This is a genomic window from Tropicibacter sp. Alg240-R139, from assembly GCF_900537075.1.
Taxonomy (GTDB): domain Bacteria; phylum Pseudomonadota; class Alphaproteobacteria; order Rhodobacterales; family Rhodobacteraceae; genus Falsiruegeria.
On record NZ_UNRA01000001.1, the window covers coordinates 585,787 to 605,401 of the forward strand.

Genomic DNA, 19,615 nt, shown 5'->3' on the forward strand with positions numbered 1-19,615 from the left:
TTTTGTGAGTGAGTGAACGGCAGATTATTCAGCCGGTAACAAGTTGGTGCCAAGGCCTTTGACCCAGCATCTGGTTTGCCATCGCACTGCGATGCACAGGTGTCATCATCGGAACACAGCGTGTTGTCCATCCCCAGCAAGCTGAGCTTGCGGACTATCCCGCCTCCGGCGATGGCGCCTAGTGCCTATTTTTCTCTAGACGAGCCTGATGTCGCCTTGCCCCCTGAAAGACAGCCCCTTAGACGAGGGGACATGGCAAAGCTCTACTTCAATTACTCGACCATGAACGCCGGCAAATCCACGGTTTTGCTGCAGGCCTCTCACAACTACCGCGAACGTGGGATGGACACCTATCTGATGACGGCTGCGCTCGATGGGCGATCCGGCATTGGGCGCATTGCCTCACGTATTGGCATCGCGGCCGAAGCAGATGTGTTTGGCGTCACCGACGACGTCTTTGCCATGATCAAGGCGCGATTGGCACAAGGAAAGGTCGCATGCGTCTTTGTCGACGAGGCGCAATTTCTAAGCGATGCGCAAGTTTGGCAACTGGCACGCGCGGTGGATGATCTGAAGGTGCCAGTGCTCTGTTACGGGTTGCGCGTCGATTTCCAGGGCAAGCTCTTTCCCGGTTCCGCTACGCTTTTGGCATTGGCCGATGAAATGCGCGAGGTCCGCACAATATGTGAATGTGGTCGAAAGGCCACGATGGTGATCCGCCAGGATGAAAACGGAAAGGCCCTATTGGACGGCGACCAAGTGCAGATCGGAGGCAACGAAACTTACGTCTCTCTGTGTCGCAGACATTGGCGCGAAGCGATGGGTGACCAAATCAGCACCCCACCACCTTCAAAATAAAGAGCTTCTCCCGCCTCAGGCGCCCGCAGCGCGCCGCAAGGCGCGCTGCCCGGCCCAACAGGATATGTCGCATCTCTGATGCGGCGTCTCTTGGCGGGAGTTCTTCTTGCGTTCAATTCACCGGGTTTGGCAAATTCTGCCCAGCGACAAATGCCGCAACATTGCCGAGTGCTATATGACCCATGCTCGAGCGCACTTCTTCCGTCGCCGTTCCCAGATGCGGCAGCAGAGTCACGTTTTCCAATCCGACCAGACGCGCGGGAACGCGCGGCTCAAACTCGTAGACGTCCAAGCCTGCGCCCGCGATGCCATCGCCCTCAAGGGCCGCAATCAACGCCGCCTCGTCCACTACCTCGCCCCGCGCGATGTTGATCAATATCGCACTTGGCTGCATGGCCGTCAGAACCGGCGTGTTGATCAGATGCTGCGTCTCAGGCCCGCCGGGCACCGCGACCACCAGGAAATCGACCTGTGCCGCCAGGCTTTCCAGGTCGCCCGCTCGCACAGCCGGAAACGCCAGCGACTTTTCACTGCGCGCGACATAGGCCACATCCATGCCGAATCCGAAATGGCACCGCCGCGCAATAGCTTGACCGATGCGACCCATGCCAACGATGCCCACGGTCTTGCCCGTCACATGCGTCCCCAACATCTGGGTTGGGTGCCAACCTTCCCACGCGCCAGCGCGCACCAACCGCTCACCCTCACCAGCGCGCCGCGCCGTCATCAAAATCAGTGTCATCGCCACGTCCGCCGTGGCATCCGTAACCGCACCCGGTGTATTTGAGACCTGCACCCCCGCCGCTAGCGCCGCCTGAACATCGATGTGATTGTAGCCTACGCCAAAATTGGCCAGCAGCCGACAGCGTATCTTGGGTACGGCGGCAAAAACCTCAGCCGAGAACAAATCTCCCAAGGTTGGCACCACCACGTCAAACTCGGTCAAAGCGCGCTGTTTCTCCTCCGGTGACAGAGGCAGGGTACTCTCGCGAATTTCAACGTCAAATTCACGGCGCGCCCGCGCCGCGACTTCGGCTGTCATCGGCCGTGTGATCAAGAGCTTCATCAGTGCATCCGCCCGCCCAAGGGCACCTTTCCGTCCGGGCCGATCAGCACGATCTCGCCGCTGTCATCAGGCAGGCCCAAAACCAGAACCTCCGACATGAACTTGCCGATCTGACGTGGTGGGAAGTTGACTACCGCCATCACCTGTTTGCCGATCAGGCTTGCCGGATCGTAATGCGCGGTCACTTGAGCCGAGGTCTTGCGTTCGCCAATCTCACCGCCGAAATCAATCCACATCTTGATCGCGGGCTTGCGCGCTTCGGGATAGTCCTCGGCCCGGATCACTTCGCCCACGCGGATGTCCACTTTCAGGAAATCGTCAAAACTGATGTCAGCCACCGGACAACTCCTTTGATCTGTTGGTCGCTGCCGCAACCGCACGGTTCAACAGCGGCGGGAACCCATCGTTCTCGCTCATCAGCACCTCTAACGCGGCTTGCGTTGTCCCGTTCGGAGAGGTCACATTGACTCGCAACTGGCTCGGCTCTTCCTCGGCGGCTTCGGCCAAGGCCCCTGCCCCGGCCACGGTTGCCTTGGCCAATTTCATCGCCATATCCTTGGACAGGCCTTGTGCCACGCCCGCCGCGGCCAGCGTTTCGATCAGGTGGAAAACATAAGCCGGGCCCGAGCCGCTGACGCCGGTGACCGCATCCATCTGCACCTCGCTGTCCAGGCGCACAGTCTGCCCCACGGCGGCCAGCAACCCTTCGGCCAAGTCCAGCTGCGTGCCGGACACCTTGGAATTGCCAATGATTGCCGTGATCCCACGCCCAACAGCAGCCGGTGTGTTCGGCATGGCGCGCACGATGGGAGTTTGCGCGCCCAGAACATCCGCGAAAGTCCCTATTGTCGTACCAGCGGCCACTGATACAAACAGCGTCTCGCCGTTGCCCAACGCCTGCATCGCGGGCAACGCCTCGCCCATCATCTGAGGCTTCACCGCGATCAACACGATTGCAGGGGCCGCCGGCAATTCGGCATTCACATGCACATCCTGCGCCTTGACCCAGTCTGAGGGATAAGGGTCGATCACCCAAACGGACGACGCGGGCAAGCCCCCGTCGAGCCAACCCGCCAACATCGCCGAGCCCATCTTGCCGCACCCCAGAAGCACAAGCCCCCGGTCCGCCACATAAGACATGTCCATGAAAAGTGCCCCTCGCCTGATAATGGTTCAGGGCACAGCTTTACGCCCGGCCATAGGCCTCTGCAATGGCGACCTGCATCGCCTCGGCCGGAGAGCGGCCACCGTAGACCATCAACTGGATCGCCGGGTAATACCGCTCGGCGCTCAGGACGGCAGCATTGATCATCGTGTCGATCTGCTCAGGACTAGCGACTTGGCCACCCGCCAGAACCAGACCGTACTTATAGACCATCAGTTGCTGCGCGGCCCAATAGGTGAATCCACCGGCCCAGCATTGGTCGTTCATCGCGTTGATCAGTTCGTAAAGCTTCGGCAACGCCTCTTCGGGCGGCTCCATTTCGAACGTGCAGACCATTCGCAAGGTTTCGTCGTAACCGGACCAGGCCAGAGTGATCGAATATGTGCGCCATTGCCCCTCGACCGCCATAGCAATCTGATCGTCGCCGATGCGGTCGAACTCCCAATCGTGGTGTTCGGCCAGATGCTCGACAATGTCGATCGGGTGAATGTCTTCTTCCAGATACTGCTCGGAAAGGGCCATGGTGCCACCTCACTGATCTCTAGCTTATGGGGCTGGCAGCGCCCCCAATGCTAGGTGTCTGCTCTAGAAACCGGGGCGATCCCCCGTGCCTCTACCAGATATGGTGCGGTGTAGCGTGAAATCTGACAACCCCTATTCTTGGGGATAAAGCCAATAAGTTGTGGGCAACTCGACACGACACCCAAAATATCGACAGTTTCGTCAGCTTTTTCTTGCGATTGTCACAGTTCGTGGCAAGATACACCCCGACGCGACAGCTGTGATGGCTCTCGCGACGAGGTTCTTTTCGTCAAATTCAAAGGTTTTGGGCGTCTGATCAACCGAACTGGCGGGATCAGTCGTTCTGCTTGGCCTCGAGCGCTGCGATACGTGCGGACAGCGCTTCGTTTTCTTCGCGTGCTTTTTGCGCCATGGCGCGTACTGCGTCGAATTCTTCGCGGGTGACGAAATCACGATCAGCCAACCAACGGTCCATGAGCGATTTCATCGCCGTTTCCGCCTCGTCCTTGGCACCTTGGGCCACGCCCATGGCATTGGTCATCAATTGCGAAATGTCGTCGAGCATCTTGTTGCGGGTCTGCATCTGTCTTCTCCGTGTCGAAGTTGTTCCCTATATGGGCAACAACAGGGTCGGCCACAAGGTTGACTTGCCCCCATAGGCACAGGCATTGAGACGCACATGCAGGCAGTCCTTACTTTCCCCGACTTTTCACCCGAACTGTTTTCGATCTCGCTTTTTGGGTTCGATTTCGCGCTGCGCTGGTATGCGCTTGCCTATATCGCAGGCATTCTGATCGCCTGGCGGCTGGGGGTTGCGGCGATCAAACGCCCCGCCTTGTGGCCCGCAGACACCCCACCGCTAACGCCCCCACAACTCGAAGATCTGCTGACTTGGATCATACTTGGCGTTATTTTCGGCGGGCGGCTTGGCTTTGTCCTGTTCTATCAACCGGCCTATTACCTGCAAAATCCTACCGAAATTCTGATGGTCTGGCAGGGCGGCATGTCCTTTCATGGCGGTCTGCTGGGTGTTGTTATCGCCAGTTGGATTTACGCACTACGCCACAACCTACCCAAACTCAGCTTGGCTGATCTGGTGGCCCATGCGGTGCCGCCGGGGCTGCTGTTGGGACGGTTGTCGAACTTCATCAATGCCGAACTTTGGGGGCGCCCCAGTGATCTGCCGTGGGCATTTGTCTTTCCCGGATCATCGGCACAGAACTGCCCGGACGTGGTGGGGCTCTGCGCACGTCACCCCTCACAACTCTATGAAGCAGCTATGGAGGGGTTGATTCTTGGCGCTGTCCTGCTGTGGCTGGTGTATCGACGCGGTGCGTTCAAAATGCCAGGTTTTGCCGTGGGCACGTTCCTGACCGGCTATGGGCTGGCGCGTTTTCTGGTCGAATTCGTACGCCAACCGGATGCGCAATTCATCTCACCCGGCAACCCGCTTGGATTGGCCTGGCATGTAGGCGGTTATGGGCTGACGATGGGGCAGATCTTGTGCCTGCCGATGATCGCACTTGGTCTATGGCTGATCTGGTCAGCCAAGTCCCGCGCCAACAAGATTATCGCCCAATGACACTAAAGACTCTGCTGCAGGAACGCATTGCGCATTCGGGACCAATGACGGTTGCGGATTACATGAACGAGTGCCTGCTGCATCCCGATCACGGCTATTATGTGACCCATGAACCTTTTGGCACCAAGGGTGATTTCGTCACGGCACCTGAGATCAGCCAAATGTTTGGCGAATTGATCGGTCTTTCTTTAGCGCAGAGCTGGCTGGATCAAGGGGCCCCTACACCATTCACGTTGGCCGAGCTGGGACCGGGGCGTGGAACGTTGATGGCAGACATGTTGCGGGCCACACGCGGCGTACCCGGGTTCCACGATGGCGCACAGATTGTCTTGGTCGAAGCGTCGCCGCGATTGCGTGCCGAACAGGCCAACACCTTGGACGCTCAAGCACCTGAATGGGTCAGTGACAGCGCTGATTTGCCCATGCAGCCCCTGTTTCTGGTCGCGAACGAGTTTTTTGACGCACTGCCGATTCGTCAGTTCGTCCGCTCTGGCGCAGGATGGTCCGAGCGCATGATCGGTGCCTCGGACACAGGCGACCTGATGTTTGGCCTGGGGACTGTTGCTCCACAACCCGCACTGCAGCTTCGTATTGGCGACACAAAAGACGGCGATCTCGTCGAACTCTGCGAGGCCGCGCCGCGGATCGCCCAAGACATCGCATCGCGGATCGCGCTGTTTGATGGTGCGGCGCTGTTGATTGATTATGGCGATTGGCGCTCGCTTGGGAACACTTTGCAAGCCCTGCAGACCCATGCGTCCATCGACCCGTTGGACAGCCCCGGACAAGCAGACCTGACCGCACATGTTGATTTTGAAGTGCTCGCAGGGAGCGTCAGCGCCTTAGATTGCCGACACAGCCGATTGACCCCACAAGGTGTGTTTCTGGAGCGCCTTGGTATCACTGCACGGGCGCAGGCGCTGGCCAAAGGCTTAGGCGGCGCGCAGCTTGATGCGTTGGTCAGTGCGCATCAGCGGTTGACGCACCCCGAAGAAATGGGAAACCTGTTCAAAGTGCTGGGTCTCTTTCCCGCCCAGGCAACGCCTCCACCAGGACTGGAACCATGACGCTGGAAATTCTCACCTCGGATCTCCTCTCGCCGGTACGCCACGGCTTTTTCACCCGTCGCGGCGGCGCATCATCCGGCATTTTCGCTGGGCTGAACTGCGGCACAGGCTCCAGCGACCAGAAAGAAGCGGTCGCGATCAACCGTGCGCGCGTGGCCGAGGCCATGGGGGTTGCCCCCGACGGGATGGCGGGTGTTCACCAAGTGCATTCCGCAGACGTAATCACCGCTCCAGTGCAATCGCCTGAGCGGCCCAAAGCGGACGCCATGGTCACTGCCACACCTGGCGTTGTGCTGTCCATTCTGACCGCCGATTGCCAGCCAGTCCTGTTTTCCGACCCCAATGCAGGCGTCATTGGCGCAGCTCATGCCGGTTGGAAAGGCGCGATGGACGGTGTGCTTGAGGCGACGCTGGATGCGATGGAAGATCTGGGCGCCAATCGGACCGACACAATCGCCGTCATCGGCCCCACCATCTCGCAACGCGCGTACGAAGTTGGGCCCGAGTTTCTGGATAGACTTCTGGACGAGGACGCCGACAATGGGCGCTTCTTTGCCAATGGCGAAGGGGACCGGATGCTGTTTGATCTGCCTGCCTACGGTTTGCATCGTTTGCGCGCCGCTGGAGTGAACCATGCGGAATGGACGCGGCACTGCACCTACTCTGATCCGGATCGATTCTACTCTTTCCGCCGCACGACCCACGCCAAGGAAGCCGACTATGGTCGGTTGATTTCAACCATAGGGTTGTAAGCTCTGGCCCGATTATGACCAAAACTGCTCTACTTTGGTCACAATTGCCCAATCATGAACCGCACTCAGTGACGCCAAATCGCGTCCTACTGGTGATTTTTCCTTTTATTTCAAAATATTACCCGATGTATGCAAATTCTAAGATTGCATTAACTATGAATTTTTCACGTGCCGCGTTTTTCCCCGGATCAGCCAAACCCCTGCCGCAATGCCCGTCGATATTGGGCTCAACACAACGAAACACGGACCGAATGGCCCGGATCTGAGGCAGGAGCGCACCCATGAAAACCAAAGCACGTTTTCTGAATTCGATCATCGACACCGCAAACAAATGCGATGTTCAGATGCCATGGTCCCGTGGAACACGTCGCGCAGCAATGATCGCGCGTCGCAATGGATACCCGAAACTCCGTCAGGTCAAAACGGCCTGAACCACCAACACCGCCCGATGCCGGACGCTGCCCCTGACCGGCTGGGCAAGAAACCCGCCTCACCGCTGAGGTGAGGCGGGTTCGGGGGCAGACTGTAGCAAAACCGGCGGATTACCCGCCAAACCAGAAACAAAAGTCGAAAGTCAGCCTGACTGTCTGCAAACAACGCCCCAAAACCAGAAGGTTTTTTGACAAATTTAATCAACGTTCGGCATATTCTCAGCCGATTCAGATGTGGACTAAGAAACAGTCCATCTGACGTTGTCGGTGGGGGCCGACGCAGATGCGACCCGAATGGAAAGGGCCGAATACGCTATGACAATCCCCCACTCGCTTACCCGGGCGGCGCGGAATGCCGTCGAAACCAGCACTATTCTGCAAGATCCCGCGGCCCTGCGCGCTCCTACCCGCCCGCAATTGCGCCGCTATCAGATCTCCAGCCTGCTGGACAATGGCAACATCGTGGAGACACGCCAGATCGCGCCCGCCCTGCCCCTGTTTGAAAACGCCTTTTGCGCATTTAGTCGCGGGTCACTAGTGGAAACCGACTGTGGTCCCATGGCCATTCAGGACCTGCTGCCAGGTGATCGTGTGATCACACATGACGGTTCCGCCCAGGAAGTTGTCTGGAAAGGCTCGACCACTCTGGTCCCCGGCAAACCGGATCTGCGCGGCCGCACCCACCATCTGACCCGCTTCATGGCTGACACATTTGGCATGCAAAAGCCGATGTCCGGCGTCATCGCAGGCCCGGCAGCCCGATTGCTGTCGACCCCTGGTCATCTGCGCGCCATAGCAGATGGACAACCCATTCTGACCCCGGTGCAAGAATTCATCGACGGCATGAACGTGATCGATACCGCGCCGCCGACACCAGTTGAACTGTTCCACATCTGCCTTCGCAAACATGCGGTCATCAACGTCGATGGCCTGCAGTTCGAAACCTATCATCCTGGGGTCAACGCAGTACGTGTCATTAGTCACGCGATGCGCAGTCTCTACCTTAACCTTTTTTCGCACATCGATAAGTTAACCGATTTTGGCCCACAGATCTTCCCGCGTGCGGGAGAAGGGCAAATCGATAGCCTGTCCGCCTGAGGGGACGTCATGGACATTTTGTTTTGGTGGGTCGGTTGCGTCGCGGCGGCCACACTGTTGCCACCTGCTCGATCGCCGAAATTGACAACCCAACCGGTCAGGCCGTCCGGTTCAGGCGCTCTTCAAGGACGTCAAAAGGAACGCCGGGCTCGTCCTTGGCACCGCGAATGACAAGCGACGTTTTTACGCTGGCGACGTTCGGCGTGCTCAAAAGTTCGCCCGTCAGAAAGCTTTGAAAGCTGCTCAGGTCTGGCGCTACACATTTCAGGATAAAATCAACCTCGCCATTGAGCATGTGGCACTCGCGGACCAAGGGCCATTGGCGACAGCGTTCTTCAAACGCGACAAGTTCTGATTCGGCCTGACTGTCCAGACCGACCATTGCAAAGACTTGCACCTCGAATCCAAGTTCGCGCGCATTCACATCGGCGTGATAGCCACCGATCAGCCCCGCCTCTTCCAACGTACGCACGCGCCGCAAACACGGCGGCGCAGAAATACCCACCCTCTTGGCCAATTCGACATTCGTCATCCGACCGTCAGCTTGCAGCTCTGACAGTATCTTACGATCAATCGGATCCAGTCGTGTTGCGACCATGAAAAGCTCCCTCACATTGCGTTTCTTATAGCAGCGCCCCAAGCGGGCGCAATAATGTTTCGCCGCAGTATCTCCACGATAATTTTCGACTGCGGAATTTTTGTGCAGACGGCGCAGTGCCCCGGCGTTGCCGATCTGCAACCTCGTGTGTTTGGGGGTTTAAGAGGCCCCATGCCGTCGCTATATCCATCCCCCGACAGATGGCGCTGCTGCCATCATACGCATTCGAGCAGATCACCAGGGGGGTCATGATGGCCGAAACACGTCACACCAAAGTTCTGATCATCGGGTCCGGCCCTGCCGGCTACACGGCCGGCGTCTACGCAAGCCGTGCCATGCTGGAACCGATCTTGGTTCAGGGCATCGAGCCGGGCGGCCAGTTGACCACCACAACCGACGTCGAGAACTATCCCGGCTTCACCGAGGTGCAGGGTCCCGACCTGATGATCAAGATGCAGGAACACGCTCAGGCCATGGGCTGCGAGATCATCGGCGACATCATCACCGATCTGGACTTGTCGAAACGTCCCTTCACCGCCAAGGGTGACAGTGGCACGGTCTACACCGCCGACGCCGTCATTCTCGCCACCGGTGCTCGCGCCAAATGGCTGGGGATGGAAAGCGAAGAGAAATTCAAGGGTTTTGGCGTTTCGGCTTGCGCAACCTGCGACGGCTTCTTCTATCGCGGCCAAGAGATCGTGGTTGTGGGCGGCGGTAACACCGCTGTTGAAGAGGCGCTGTTCCTGACCAATTTCGCCTCGAAGGTCACGCTGATCCACCGCCGAGACGAGCTGCGCGCGGAGAAGATCTTGCAGGACCGCCTGATCAAGAACGAAAAGATCGAAACCCTGTGGTTCAACCAGTTGGACGAGGTCTATGGCACCGACGCCCCCCTGGGTGTCGAAGGGGTCAAGGTCAAGAACGTGCAAACCGGCGAAATCACCGACATCCCCTGCAAGGGTGTCTTTATCGCCATCGGCCACGCTCCTGCAAACGAGCTGGTCAAAGACACGCTTGAAACCCATATGGGCGGCTACGTCGTGACCGAGCCGGGCACCACACGAACATCCGTACCGGGTGTCTTTGCTGCTGGTGACCTGACTGACCACGTTTACCGTCAGGCTGTTACAAGTGCGGGCATGGGCTGCATGGCCGCGCTTGACGCCGAGCGTTTCCTGGCCGAACAGGATTAGATTAACTGCTGCCGGTGGGACCGAACACGTGAATCACCCTACATTCAAGGTGCTTCGGCCCCAATACCGCCTGGTTCCAATCCTCCGGCATTTTTACTCTCTGCTTTTTTGCCCCCTCTTTGCAAAGCTCTAAGGCATGTTGTTCTGCTTTATCCCGAGTTTTCGAGAACCGTGAGTAGGCAAACATGTGGTTGTTGTCGATTGCGAATGCGATAAATTTGTTTGGCTTCTTGCGTGAGAGCTTTGAAGCATGAACAAAGGCTTTCTGACTATATTCTGACACCGTGAAACTTCTGGAAGCCAGGTCAAAGTTCTTTGGAACAACTGCCAACAAAAGAACACAGTCTGATGGGTTTTGGGCTTTGAAACGGCAAGATTTCAAAGCCACATCTTTTGCTACCTCTATGTTGTGATATCCCCATGCAGCGCCAGTGTACTCAATATCGGTTTGTACCGTGTTGACCGCCATAGCAGCAAAGTAATCCTTTGTCCTAAAACGCTTAGCGTCCATTTTTTGCTCTCGTGTCAATGGTGGGTCCGAAAACAGAACGACTATGCTTCCCTTGAGTGTAATGTCTGGCGCTTCTGCATGTGCTGCTGAAAACGTCACGAGCGCGGACACAGCGACCGCAATCAAATTTCTCATTTTTTAGCTTAACTCCGTCACAATCATTAGCAGAAGGAGGAAGATGATTATCACGCAATAAATGCAATACACAAACGGCGATCCCCAACCGCTTTTGATCTGCGCTTGACGCATTGTTCCAGGCTCCGCAAGTATCTACGATACATGCAGATCAACCGGAGGATCCCTTGGCAAGCGCACTGTGGCGTGGAAATTGGCAGACACGGACCCGGATCGTCACCGGCCTGATCCTGTTCATCTACGCCTTCTTTCACTTCATCAACATTGGCATGGGCCTGATCTCGGCCGACCTGATGGACGAGATGGAAGACGTCATGCGCGGGATAATCCGCAACCCGGTGGGCAGCGGCATCCTTTATACCGCGCTGACACTACATGGCGCCCTGGCATTGACCAAAGTGGCCGGGCGTCGGACCCTGCGGATGCCCCTTAGTGAAGCGTTGCAGGTTTTCCTGGGCCTGGTGATTCCCCTACAGCTGATCGCGCATCTGGTTCAGACGCGGTACGCCAACACAGTTTTCGACGTAAACGACGAGATGAGTTACCTCATCATTCTGATGTGGCCATCTTCTTCGATCTGGAAACAAAGCGGGCTGATGCTGGTCGTCTGGGTTCACGGCTGCATTGGCCTGCATTTCTGGCTACGTCTGCATCCGCTCTGGCGAAAGATGAGCCCGTATCTGATTGGCGCGGCGGTTCTGGTGCCCGCCTTTGGTCTTGCCGGTGTGCTGACCGAAGGGCGTCGGATGTACGATATCTTCATCGATAACGACCTGCGCCCCGAGTACATGGAGTATTTCAACTGGCCCACGCGCGAGACGTTTCAGGCGCTCTTTGTCGTGACAGAGCAAAGCATGCTAGTGTTCTGGTCGTTGCTGGGCCTGACCGCGGCCGTTTACCTGGGTCGCAAGCTTCTGGCGCGCCGCCGGTCGGTGCGCATATCATATGTACACGGGCCTCGAGTCACTTCGGAAAAGGGCATGACACTGCTGGAAATGTCCCAGGCGAACGGCGTCCCGCACACCGCTTTGTGTGGTGGAAAGGGGCGCTGCACCACCTGCCGCGTTGTGGTCGAAGAAGGGATCGACTTGCTCGAACCGCCGTCCGAGGCAGAATCTCGCAGCCTGAGGGCTGTCAAAGCCTCTCCCAACACACGGCTGGCCTGTCAAATCCGTCCGACCAACCCCGCGACGGTGTTTCGGGTGTTTCGCCCTGACGGGCAACGCAACCGGGCCCATAAAAGCCAAGGGCAGGAACGCCAACTTGCGATCCTGTTTCTGGACATGCGTGGCTTTACCGCCCGCACCACCGGGCAGCTTCCCTATGACGTCGTGTTCCTACTCAACCGGTTCTTTGACGCGATTGTTCCGTCCATCATCCAGGCGGGTGGTAGCGTGGACAAATACCTGGGAGACGGGTTGTTGGCCGTATTTGAAACCTCAGACACGCCAAGCTCGGCCAAAGCGGCGTTGAAAGCCGCGGCCCAAGTCGGCCGCGCGCTGGAAGAGTTCAACCAAACGCTGGACACCGAAGGCGACCCGCACGTTCGGATCGGCATCGGTGTGCATCTGGGTAATCTGGTTCTGGGAGAGATCGGCTCGGCAGGACATGCGCCGCGTACGATCATCGGCGACACGGTCAATGCCGCCAGCCGACTGGAGGGGCAAACGAAAGAACTGGGAGTCGAACTGCTGGTGTCCGAGGCCGTTCTGCACGAAGCTGGCGTTGACACCTCTGCTCTGGAATTGCGGGATTTTGATCTGCGCGGTGTGCCTGAACCCCTGCGCGCCCTGCCAGTCAAACGCGCCGTTGGACTGGAAGACCTGCCAGATTTGAGCAGCGAACAAACGACATCCCCCCACTAAGCCACCGTTCCACCAAACGCCCATCCGGGTTCAAACGCTTACAGCCCGAATTCTTCCCGTTTTGTGCGTTTCCATCACACACCGTCCTTTGTTTGGGTTGGACTTATGGACTTTACCCACAACACGGGGATAGTCCCCGTTCTTGAGGCATTCACACATCCGAACAGGACTCAAAGAGAGAATTTCAATGACGATGCTCAGCAATCTGGCCCCGATTCCAGAATTATACGTCTCCTACGATTCCGCTCAGAAACTCAAGATTGAAGCGGCTGACCTAAAAAGCTGGGACCTGACCCCGCGCCAGATCTGTGATCTGGAACTGCTGATGAACGGCGGCTTCAACCCGCTTAAGGGGTTCCTCAGCGAAGAAGATTATAACGGCGTTGTCGAGAACATGCGTCTCGCCGACGGTTCGCTCTGGCCGATGCCAGTCACGCTTGACGTATCCGAAGACTTCGCAGCCTCGCTTGAGGTTGGCGAGGACATCGCCCTGCGCGACCAAGAAGGCGTGATCCTGGGCACCATGACCATCAGCGACCGCTGGACGCCCAACAAGGCGCGCGAGGCTGAAAAAGTGTTTGGTGCTGACGACGACGCGCACCCAGCCGTCAACTATCTGCACAACACCGCGGGCCCCATCTATTTGGGCGGCCCGGTGACTGGCATTCAGCAGCCTGTACACTATGACTTCCGCGCCCGCCGCGACACCCCGAACGAGCTGCGCGCGTTCTTTCGCAAAGTGGGTTGGCGCCGTGTGGTTGCGTTCCAAACCCGCAACCCGCTGCACCGGGCACATCAGGAACTGACCTTCCGCGCCGCGAAAGAGGCGCAGGCCAATCTATTGATCCACCCAGTCGTAGGCATGACTAAACCCGGTGATGTCGACCACTTTACCCGCGTGCGCTGCTACGAAGCGGTGCTGGACAAATATCCGGCTGCCACCACGTCGATGAGCCTGCTGAATCTGGCCATGCGCATGGCTGGTCCACGCGAAGCCGTCTGGCACGGTCTGATCCGGGCCAACCACGGCTGCACGCATTTTATCGTAGGCCGCGATCACGCCGGACCAGGCAAGAACTCGGCGGGCGAGGATTTCTATGGCCCTTATGACGCCCAAGATCTGTTCCGCGAGTACCAGAACGAGATCGGCGTCGAAATGGTCGACTTCAAACACATGGTCTATGTGCAGGAACGCGCCCAGTACGAACCCAATGACGAGATCGCTGACAAAGATGACGTCACCATCCTGAACATCAGCGGCACCGAACTGCGCCGTCGTCTACAAGAGGGTCTGGAAATCCCCGAGTGGTTCTCATTCCCTGAAGTGGTGACAGAGCTGCGCAAGACCCGTCCGCCGCGCTCGAAGCAGGGCTTTACGGTCTTCTTCACCGGCTTCTCCGGCTCTGGCAAGTCGACCATCGCCAACGCTCTGATGGTCAAGCTGATGGAGATGGGTGGTCGTCCGGTGACACTGCTGGATGGTGACATCGTGCGTAAAAACCTCAGCTCGGAGCTGGGGTTTTCGAAAGAGCACCGCGATCTCAACATCCGCCGGATCGGTTACGTGGCATCCGAGATCACCAAGAATGGCGGCATCGCCATCTGCGCGCCGATTGCACCCTATTCAACGACACGCCGCGCCGTGCGAGAAGACGTCGAAGCCTTTGGCGCCTTTGTCGAGGTTCACGTCGCAACATCAATTGAGGAATGCGAGCGCCGTGACCGCAAGGGGCTGTACAAGCTGGCGCGCGAAGGCAAGATCAAGGAATTCACCGGGATTTCCGACCCCTATGACGTACCGGAAAAACCCGAACTGAGCGTTGAAACCGAGAACGTCGAAGTCGACAATTGCGCCCACCAGGTTTTGCTGAAACTGGAAAGCATGGGTTTGGTTTCGGCCTGATCATCAGTGCTGAACTCTGAAAAGGCCTGCCGTAAGGTGGGCCTTTTCACGCTCCCCAACCACTCCCCGACTGTCAAATTTTGACGGCGAGAGTGAAACGGGGCCAGAAACTTTCAAAGTTTCTGTCTCAATTTCTGTCCCAGAAATTGGCCGCACCGTTCCGTTACCTAAAGAGCGTCCCGGATAGCCTGCGCGGCGCGCAGTTCCAAATCGGCAAATGGGTCCAATTCGGTTTGCAAACGTTTCAGATCCGGCAGACGGCTTTCGAAATCTTCGACAGACATCGCCGCCACAGCGTCACGCACTTCGGTCTCTGAGTTGCAGCGGATGATACCGGTGGGGTCAACAAAGCGTTCGATGTTCGGACAGCCCCAATAGATCGGCACCGTATTACAGAACACCGCATCCAGCAGTTTTTCCGAGAAGTAGTTGTCCTCTTGCACGTTCTCTATCACGACCGAGTAGCGGTAGGGCGCCAACCCGTCTGCTTTGTGTTCAAATGGGGTATATCCGCGCCCCATGATCTGGACGTCCTGATTGGTGTCTCGGATCCAATCGACGATAGCGTGGCGCAACTTATGCCCCGTGCTGTCGCGTTTGGCCGATGCAATCAATGAACACATGGCCGTTTTGTTGAGCGGTAGCTTTTTCCAATCTGGCACCCAAGTGGTGCCAAACGCAAAGAACTGGGCGTTTGGGATGTTCGCCAACAGGCTGTCATGAAACGTCAGTACCCGAAAAAATCGCCGCCAAGTCAAACGTAGAAGTTTCAGATGCTTGGCGTGAATGACCGAAGGCTCGCCCATCACCAGGGAAATTTGAGCATGTGTTCCGCGCCGAAGCCGGAAATGCGTCGCCGTCTTGGGATAAACAATCAAGTGATCCGTGGGCAAGAGATCTCCCACTGTCTTGCCGTTCAACCGTTCGGGACAGCCAAGCGGCCACAGAAGCTCAGTCACCAGCACCGTCGACAGCTTGGGCCCAAGCCCCATGCCGTAGGGTAGAATTGCGATGGCCGCCTCACTCATTCCGGCAGATCCACCTGACCGCGCATCAGGACAAACCCCTGCCCGGCAACCTTAACCCCGATGATGTCATCAGGCGTGCCCACCCGCGTTACGGTGGCCTGACCTGGACGCCCCATACCGTGACCCTGCTCGGCAGTGAAGGTTTCTTTCTCCATCAACCCCTGACGCCACAGATAGGCGGCCATTGCGCCAGTGGCCGAGCCGGTAAAGGGATCCTCGGGCGGATTGGGCGGAGCCAGCAACAGGCGCGAGAAGGTGTCACCCACCTCGGTCGCGCCCTGCAAGGTGACCAGAAATGGCTCGAGCATGTCGGTGCCTGCGTTCCCCTGGCTCGCCGCCATGTCCCGCATCGCGTCCACATTTAGCTTTGCCTGTTTCACCGCATCATGGTCCCTCAGCACCGTGATGCAGAACGGCAGGCCAGTCGATACTATCTGCGGCTGCGCGACAATTGATGCGGGCGGCAAAGAAACGGTTCGCGCGACCATCTCGATCGGTAAGGTGTCCCCGAATTGCGGCGCCACCTGCGTCATCTCGATCTCGTCCCCGTTCAGACGGACCGGCACCAGCCCCGCGCCTGTTTCGAGCACCAGTTCATCACCCTCGATCAGCCCGCGGGACCGCATCGCGGCAACCGTGGCAATCGTCGGGTGTCCAGCAAAGGGAATTTCACGGCTGGCCAGGAAATAGCGCACTTTCACATCCGCCACTTCAGACGGACCGATAAAGGTACATTCCACCAGAGAGGTCTCGCGCACATAGGCCGTGCAGATGTCCTCGGCCAGGTGAGCACCTCCATGCACCACGGCACAGCCGTTTCCGCCAAAGGCCTGATCAGTGAAAGCATCCACCCAGTCAAATTCATACCAGCTCATCTTCGGCCTCCTGTTGGCGCGGTCCGGACCAAACAGCCCCTTGTTACTCGCGGAGGTAGTAGCTCAGGCTCATAGTGTCACCTCAAAACGTCTGGATGTCACATTCTAACTACCTGTGCATCTGACCAACTGCCTGTGCAACTGAAACCCATTGATCAGCCCTACGGGATGCTGGATACGCAAAAGGCGCAGCCAATCGCTGCGCCATCCATCAATCTCGATGCTTGATCACACGTATCGCCTAATGCACTGCAACCGGCGCGAAATCGTGCTCACGCGCCAGCATGAACGCCAGCTTTCGATCCGCGACCAAGGCCAGTTGCTGCCCTTCTTCGTCGTGCACCGCATAAAGCTGTTCGTGATCCCCGGCCTCGGCTCGGATCTGGTCAGGCAAGTCTGCCACCACTACGGTTTTTACATAGACGATACGGCCGCTGTCTTCGTTGAAATCATATGGCGTTTCCATCGCTTACCCTTTCTTTATATTGATCTTTTGCACCACAGTTTCTGGGCGCGCCCGCGTCAGATCCACATGGAGCAGCCCGTTTTCCATCACCGCCTCGCCGACCTCGACTCCGTCGGCCAGCACAAACATGCGCTGAAACTGGCGCGCAGCGATGCCCCGGTGCAGGAACACCCGCCCTTCGCTGTCGTCGTTTTGCCGCCCCCGGATCACCAGTTGGCGGTCTTCGATGGTGATCGACAGGTCTTCCTCGGCAAATCCGGCCACTGCCAGTGTGATGCGATAGGAAAAATCCGAGGTCTGTTCGATGTTATACGGCGGATACCCTTCGTTGCCCGACTTCGCCGAGCGTTCCAGAAGGCGTTCCAACTGCTCGAACCCAAGCATATGCGGGTATGAGCCAAGAGTAAGTTTTGACACGTCTTATCGTCCTTTATTGTCAAAGCGACGGTGTGCACGGTCCCGGATTCGGCAACCGCGCCTGTCAAATATGGGAAAAAAATTCCCCCATAACAAGGTCTAGGCGAAAACATCGTGAACGCGTATCTTAGGTTCGCAAAGACCTCCAATACCCGAGTCGCTATATGAATGCTCCCACAGATCTATCGATGAAAACAGACGACGTCCTTCAGGTGGAGTTGGAAGTCTTCAAGCGGCAACATCGGGATCTGGACGAGGCTATTATGGCCCTTGTCGAACGCGGTACAGGCGATCAGTTCACCATCAAGCGCCTGAAAAAGCAGAAGCTGCGGGTCAAGGACATGATTTCCCTCATCGAAGACCGCCTGACGCCAGATATCATTGCCTAAATGGTCGGTTGCCACCGCGACGAAACACCTCTGACAAACCATTCTCCGCCACATTGCTTAACAAGGTGATTTGGCTATAGTGCGCGCTCTTTCGCAAGCAGGGGCGGATCGAATGAGCGAGATCAAAGTTGGGATCATTATGGGCAGCCAATCGGACTGGCCCACGATGAAAGGGGCAGCGGATATTCTGGACGAATTGGGCGTTGCCTATGAAACCCGGATCGTGTCTGCGCACAGAACACCGGATCGCCTGTGGGACTATGGTAAGACAGCCGTAGATCGTGGCTTGCATGTGATCATCGCTGGTGCCGGCGGCGCCGCGCACCTGCCAGGCATGATGGCGTCGAAAACCCGCGTGCCGGTGATCGGCATTCCGGTTCAGACCCGCGCGCTCTCGGGTGTCGACTCGCTTTACTCCATCGTACAGATGCCCAAGGGCTTTCCGGTTGCCACCATGGCCATCGGTGCCGCAGGCGCGGCAAACGGCGGCTTGATGGCGGCCGGTATCCTTGCGATCGGTAACCCAGAACTCGCCGCCCGTCTCGACAAATGGCGCGACGATCTGTCGGCCTCGATCCCTGAGGTACCAAGCGATGACTGAAGCCCTTTCTCCCGGCGCCACCATTGGCATCCTTGGCGGCGGTCAGCTGGGCCGCATGCTCTCGGTCGCGGCCTCTCGACTGGGGTTCAAGACGCATGTGTTCGAGCCCGGTTCCAACCCGCCCGCAGGCCATGTCGCAGATCAAGTGACTACCGCGGCCTACGAGGATACCGAGGCGCTCAAGCGCTTTGCTGATGCGGTCGATGTCATCACCTATGAGTTCGAAAACATCCCCACCGAAGCCTTGGACCTGCTTGAAGCACACAAACCCATCCGCCCAGGCCGCGAAACGCTACGCGTAAGCCAAGATCGGCTGACGGAAAAGGCGTTCCTGCAAGGGCTGGGCCTTAAAACCGCCCCCCACTCTGACATAACCGATCTCGATAGCCTGAATGCCGCGATTGCCGAAATCGGAGCACCCGCGATCCTCAAAACACGCCGCTTTGGTTATGACGGCAAAGGCCAGTCGCGCCTGATGTCACCTGATGACACTGAGAACGCACTGGCAGATATTGCAGGCGCACCCGCGATCCTCGAAGGATTTGTCGACTTCAGTCACGAGGTGTCTGTGATCGCCGCACGGGGAACGACCGGAGAGGTCGCCTGCTTCGATCCTGGCGAGAACGTGCATCGCGACGGCATCCTTCACACCACCACCGTGCCTGCACGGCTGAACGCAGCGCAGCGTATGGACGCGGTTTTGCTGGCCGCCAATATCCTCAACGCACTGGATTATGTTGGTGTCATGGGCGTGGAACTCTTCGTGACGTCCCAAGGGATGATCGTGAACGAAATTGCTCCACGCGTACACAATTCCGGCCATTGGACGCAGAACGGATGCACAGTAGATCAATTCGAGCAGCATATCCGTGCGGTCGTGGGTTGGTCCCTCGGGGACGGTCAACGGCATTCTGACGTGGTGATGGAGAACCTGATTGGCCACGACGTGGACCGCATATCCGAGCTGGCCAAAGAACGCGACACGGCGATCCATCTCTACGGAAAGGCCGAAACCAAGGCGGGTCGAAAGATGGGCCACGTCAACCGGGTCCAACGCAACAATTGAAACGATGCGGTGCCGGGAAATCCCCGA

23 protein-coding genes are annotated in these 19,615 nt (G+C 57.8%); 12 read left to right on the plus strand and 11 right to left on the minus strand.

Features of this window, described 5'->3' with window-relative positions; all coding sequences use genetic code 11:
- Positions 1-252: 252 nt before the first annotated feature.
- Entirely contained in the window at positions 253-858 is a 606-nt protein-coding gene (locus G6R15_RS02900) for a thymidine kinase (protein WP_164658282.1), read from the plus strand.
- Between the two features lie 112 nt (positions 859-970).
- On the opposite strand, the gene G6R15_RS02905 is transcribed toward G6R15_RS02900, so the two are convergent.
- From G6R15_RS02905 to G6R15_RS02925, 5 genes are all read right to left on the minus strand, one after another.
- Entirely contained in the window at positions 971-1,924 is a 954-nt protein-coding gene (locus G6R15_RS02905) for a D-glycerate dehydrogenase (protein WP_164658283.1), read from the minus strand.
- Positions 1,924-2,262 carry a tRNA-binding protein gene (locus G6R15_RS02910; protein ID WP_164658284.1) on the minus strand — a complete coding sequence of 113 codons (339 nt, stop codon included), beginning with the start codon at positions 2,260-2,262 and terminating at the stop codon, positions 1,924-1,926. The genes G6R15_RS02905 and G6R15_RS02910 overlap by 1 nt, the downstream gene beginning before the upstream one ends.
- On the minus strand, positions 2,255-3,070 hold the full coding sequence (gene proC, locus G6R15_RS02915; RefSeq protein ID WP_164658285.1) for a pyrroline-5-carboxylate reductase: 816 nt from the start codon (positions 3,068-3,070) through the stop codon (positions 2,255-2,257). Before proC ends, G6R15_RS02910 begins: the two co-directional genes overlap by 8 nt.
- 40 nt (positions 3,071-3,110) lie before the next feature.
- Positions 3,111-3,611: a YbjN domain-containing protein gene (locus G6R15_RS02920; protein ID WP_164658286.1), complete on the minus strand. Its 501-nt coding sequence runs from the start codon at positions 3,609-3,611 to the stop codon at positions 3,111-3,113.
- Between the two features lie 334 nt (positions 3,612-3,945).
- Positions 3,946-4,194 carry an accessory factor UbiK family protein gene (locus tag G6R15_RS02925; RefSeq protein WP_164658287.1) on the minus strand — a complete coding sequence of 83 codons (249 nt, stop codon included), beginning with the start codon at positions 4,192-4,194 and terminating at the stop codon, positions 3,946-3,948.
- Between the two features lie 96 nt (positions 4,195-4,290).
- Between G6R15_RS02925 and lgt the strand changes: the two genes are divergently transcribed.
- From lgt to G6R15_RS02945, 5 genes are all read left to right on the plus strand, one after another.
- Positions 4,291-5,193 (plus strand): prolipoprotein diacylglyceryl transferase, encoded by a 903-nt coding sequence (gene lgt / locus G6R15_RS02930; protein ID WP_164658288.1) that lies wholly within the window; start codon positions 4,291-4,293, stop codon positions 5,191-5,193.
- Positions 5,190-6,260: a class I SAM-dependent methyltransferase gene (locus G6R15_RS02935; protein WP_164658289.1), complete on the plus strand. Its 1,071-nt coding sequence runs from the start codon at positions 5,190-5,192 to the stop codon at positions 6,258-6,260. The genes lgt and G6R15_RS02935 overlap by 4 nt, the downstream gene beginning before the upstream one ends.
- Positions 6,257-7,012 (plus strand): peptidoglycan editing factor PgeF, encoded by a 756-nt coding sequence (pgeF, locus tag G6R15_RS02940; RefSeq protein WP_164658290.1) that lies wholly within the window; start codon positions 6,257-6,259, stop codon positions 7,010-7,012. Before G6R15_RS02935 ends, pgeF begins: the two co-directional genes overlap by 4 nt.
- Positions 7,013-7,293: 281 nt before the next feature.
- Positions 7,294-7,443 carry a hypothetical protein gene (locus G6R15_RS22660; RefSeq protein WP_205520461.1) on the plus strand — a complete coding sequence of 50 codons (150 nt, stop codon included), beginning with the start codon at positions 7,294-7,296 and terminating at the stop codon, positions 7,441-7,443.
- Positions 7,444-7,758: 315 nt separating this feature from the next.
- Entirely contained in the window at positions 7,759-8,541 is a 783-nt protein-coding gene (locus G6R15_RS02945) for a Hint domain-containing protein (protein ID WP_164658291.1), read from the plus strand.
- Between the two features lie 97 nt (positions 8,542-8,638).
- Here G6R15_RS02945 and G6R15_RS02950 read toward each other — a convergent pair whose 3' ends face one another.
- On the minus strand, positions 8,639-9,139 hold the full coding sequence (locus G6R15_RS02950; RefSeq protein WP_164658292.1) for an Lrp/AsnC family transcriptional regulator: 501 nt from the start codon (positions 9,137-9,139) through the stop codon (positions 8,639-8,641).
- Positions 9,140-9,390: 251 nt separating this feature from the next.
- Between G6R15_RS02950 and trxB the strand changes: the two genes are divergently transcribed.
- Positions 9,391-10,332 (plus strand): thioredoxin-disulfide reductase, encoded by a 942-nt coding sequence (gene trxB, locus G6R15_RS02955; protein WP_164658293.1) that lies wholly within the window; start codon positions 9,391-9,393, stop codon positions 10,330-10,332.
- A 1-nt stretch (position 10,333) separates the two neighbouring features.
- Here the strand turns inward: trxB and G6R15_RS02960 are convergent, their stop codons facing one another.
- Entirely contained in the window at positions 10,334-10,978 is a 645-nt protein-coding gene (locus tag G6R15_RS02960) for a hypothetical protein (RefSeq protein WP_164658294.1), read from the minus strand.
- A gap of 167 nt (positions 10,979-11,145) precedes the next feature.
- Here G6R15_RS02960 and G6R15_RS02965 point away from each other — a divergent pair, with 167 nt between their 5' ends.
- Both G6R15_RS02965 and G6R15_RS02970 read left to right on the plus strand, forming a co-directional pair.
- Positions 11,146-12,843: an adenylate/guanylate cyclase domain-containing protein gene (locus tag G6R15_RS02965; protein ID WP_164658295.1), complete on the plus strand. Its 1,698-nt coding sequence runs from the start codon at positions 11,146-11,148 to the stop codon at positions 12,841-12,843.
- A 187-nt stretch (positions 12,844-13,030) separates the two neighbouring features.
- Positions 13,031-14,746, plus strand: coding sequence for a bifunctional sulfate adenylyltransferase/adenylylsulfate kinase (locus G6R15_RS02970; RefSeq protein WP_164658296.1), 1,716 nt, complete (start codon positions 13,031-13,033; stop codon positions 14,744-14,746).
- 167 nt (positions 14,747-14,913) lie between these two features.
- On the opposite strand, the gene G6R15_RS02975 is transcribed toward G6R15_RS02970, so the two are convergent.
- The 4 genes from G6R15_RS02975 to G6R15_RS02990 all read right to left on the minus strand — a co-directional run bounded on the left by G6R15_RS02975 (position 14,914) and on the right by G6R15_RS02990 (position 17,532).
- The gene (locus tag G6R15_RS02975) at positions 14,914-15,774 is read right to left on the minus strand and encodes a glycosyltransferase family 10 domain-containing protein (protein WP_164658297.1); all 861 of its coding nucleotides are present in this window, start codon (positions 15,772-15,774) and stop codon (positions 14,914-14,916) included.
- Entirely contained in the window at positions 15,771-16,649 is an 879-nt protein-coding gene (locus G6R15_RS02980; RefSeq protein WP_164658298.1) for a PhzF family phenazine biosynthesis protein, read from the minus strand. The genes G6R15_RS02975 and G6R15_RS02980 overlap by 4 nt, the downstream gene beginning before the upstream one ends.
- Before the next feature lie 241 nt (positions 16,650-16,890).
- Positions 16,891-17,115: a DUF1150 family protein gene (locus G6R15_RS02985; RefSeq protein WP_164658299.1), complete on the minus strand. Its 225-nt coding sequence runs from the start codon at positions 17,113-17,115 to the stop codon at positions 16,891-16,893.
- Between the two features lie 3 nt (positions 17,116-17,118).
- Positions 17,119-17,532, minus strand: coding sequence for an Hsp20 family protein (locus G6R15_RS02990; protein ID WP_164658300.1), 414 nt, complete (start codon positions 17,530-17,532; stop codon positions 17,119-17,121).
- Between the two features lie 164 nt (positions 17,533-17,696).
- Between G6R15_RS02990 and G6R15_RS02995 the strand changes: the two genes are divergently transcribed.
- From G6R15_RS02995 to G6R15_RS03005, 3 genes are all read left to right on the plus strand, one after another.
- Complete coding sequence (locus tag G6R15_RS02995; RefSeq protein WP_164658301.1) at positions 17,697-17,921, plus strand: YdcH family protein; 225 nt, start codon at positions 17,697-17,699, stop codon at positions 17,919-17,921.
- A gap of 112 nt (positions 17,922-18,033) precedes the next feature.
- The gene (purE, locus tag G6R15_RS03000) at positions 18,034-18,522 is read left to right on the plus strand and encodes a 5-(carboxyamino)imidazole ribonucleotide mutase (RefSeq protein WP_164658302.1); all 489 of its coding nucleotides are present in this window, start codon (positions 18,034-18,036) and stop codon (positions 18,520-18,522) included.
- Positions 18,515-19,588, plus strand: a complete 1,074-nt coding sequence (locus G6R15_RS03005) for a 5-(carboxyamino)imidazole ribonucleotide synthase (protein ID WP_164658303.1) — start codon at positions 18,515-18,517, stop codon at positions 19,586-19,588. Before purE ends, G6R15_RS03005 begins: the two co-directional genes overlap by 8 nt.
- Positions 19,589-19,615 lie beyond the last annotated feature (27 nt).

Coding starts and splice junctions, on each gene's coding strand:
- G6R15_RS02900 (WP_164658282.1), top strand. CDS start 253: ATGGCAAAGCTCTACTTCAATTACTCGACCATGAACGCCGGCAAATCC.
- G6R15_RS02905 (WP_164658283.1), bottom strand. CDS start 1,924: ATGAAGCTCTTGATCACACGGCCGATGACAGCCGAAGTCGCGGCGCGG.
- proC (WP_164658285.1), bottom strand. CDS start 3,070: ATGGACATGTCTTATGTGGCGGACCGGGGGCTTGTGCTTCTGGGGTGC.
- G6R15_RS02920 (WP_164658286.1), bottom strand. CDS start 3,611: ATGGCCCTTTCCGAGCAGTATCTGGAAGAAGACATTCACCCGATCGAC.
- G6R15_RS02925 (WP_164658287.1), bottom strand. CDS start 4,194: ATGCAGACCCGCAACAAGATGCTCGACGACATTTCGCAATTGATGACC.
- lgt (WP_164658288.1), top strand. CDS start 4,291: ATGCAGGCAGTCCTTACTTTCCCCGACTTTTCACCCGAACTGTTTTCG.
- G6R15_RS02935 (WP_164658289.1), top strand. CDS start 5,190: ATGACACTAAAGACTCTGCTGCAGGAACGCATTGCGCATTCGGGACCA.
- pgeF (WP_164658290.1), top strand. CDS start 6,257: ATGACGCTGGAAATTCTCACCTCGGATCTCCTCTCGCCGGTACGCCAC.
- G6R15_RS22660 (WP_205520461.1), top strand. CDS start 7,294: ATGAAAACCAAAGCACGTTTTCTGAATTCGATCATCGACACCGCAAAC.
- G6R15_RS02945 (WP_164658291.1), top strand. CDS start 7,759: ATGACAATCCCCCACTCGCTTACCCGGGCGGCGCGGAATGCCGTCGAA.
- G6R15_RS02950 (WP_164658292.1), bottom strand. CDS start 9,139: ATGGTCGCAACACGACTGGATCCGATTGATCGTAAGATACTGTCAGAG.
- trxB (WP_164658293.1), top strand. CDS start 9,391: ATGGCCGAAACACGTCACACCAAAGTTCTGATCATCGGGTCCGGCCCT.
- G6R15_RS02960 (WP_164658294.1), bottom strand. CDS start 10,978: ATGAGAAATTTGATTGCGGTCGCTGTGTCCGCGCTCGTGACGTTTTCA.
- G6R15_RS02970 (WP_164658296.1), top strand. CDS start 13,031: ATGACGATGCTCAGCAATCTGGCCCCGATTCCAGAATTATACGTCTCC.
- G6R15_RS02975 (WP_164658297.1), bottom strand. CDS start 15,774: ATGAGTGAGGCGGCCATCGCAATTCTACCCTACGGCATGGGGCTTGGG.
- G6R15_RS02980 (WP_164658298.1), bottom strand. CDS start 16,649: ATGAGCTGGTATGAATTTGACTGGGTGGATGCTTTCACTGATCAGGCC.
- G6R15_RS02985 (WP_164658299.1), bottom strand. CDS start 17,115: ATGGAAACGCCATATGATTTCAACGAAGACAGCGGCCGTATCGTCTAT.
- G6R15_RS02995 (WP_164658301.1), top strand. CDS start 17,697: ATGAATGCTCCCACAGATCTATCGATGAAAACAGACGACGTCCTTCAG.
- purE (WP_164658302.1), top strand. CDS start 18,034: ATGAGCGAGATCAAAGTTGGGATCATTATGGGCAGCCAATCGGACTGG.
- G6R15_RS03005 (WP_164658303.1), top strand. CDS start 18,515: ATGACTGAAGCCCTTTCTCCCGGCGCCACCATTGGCATCCTTGGCGGC.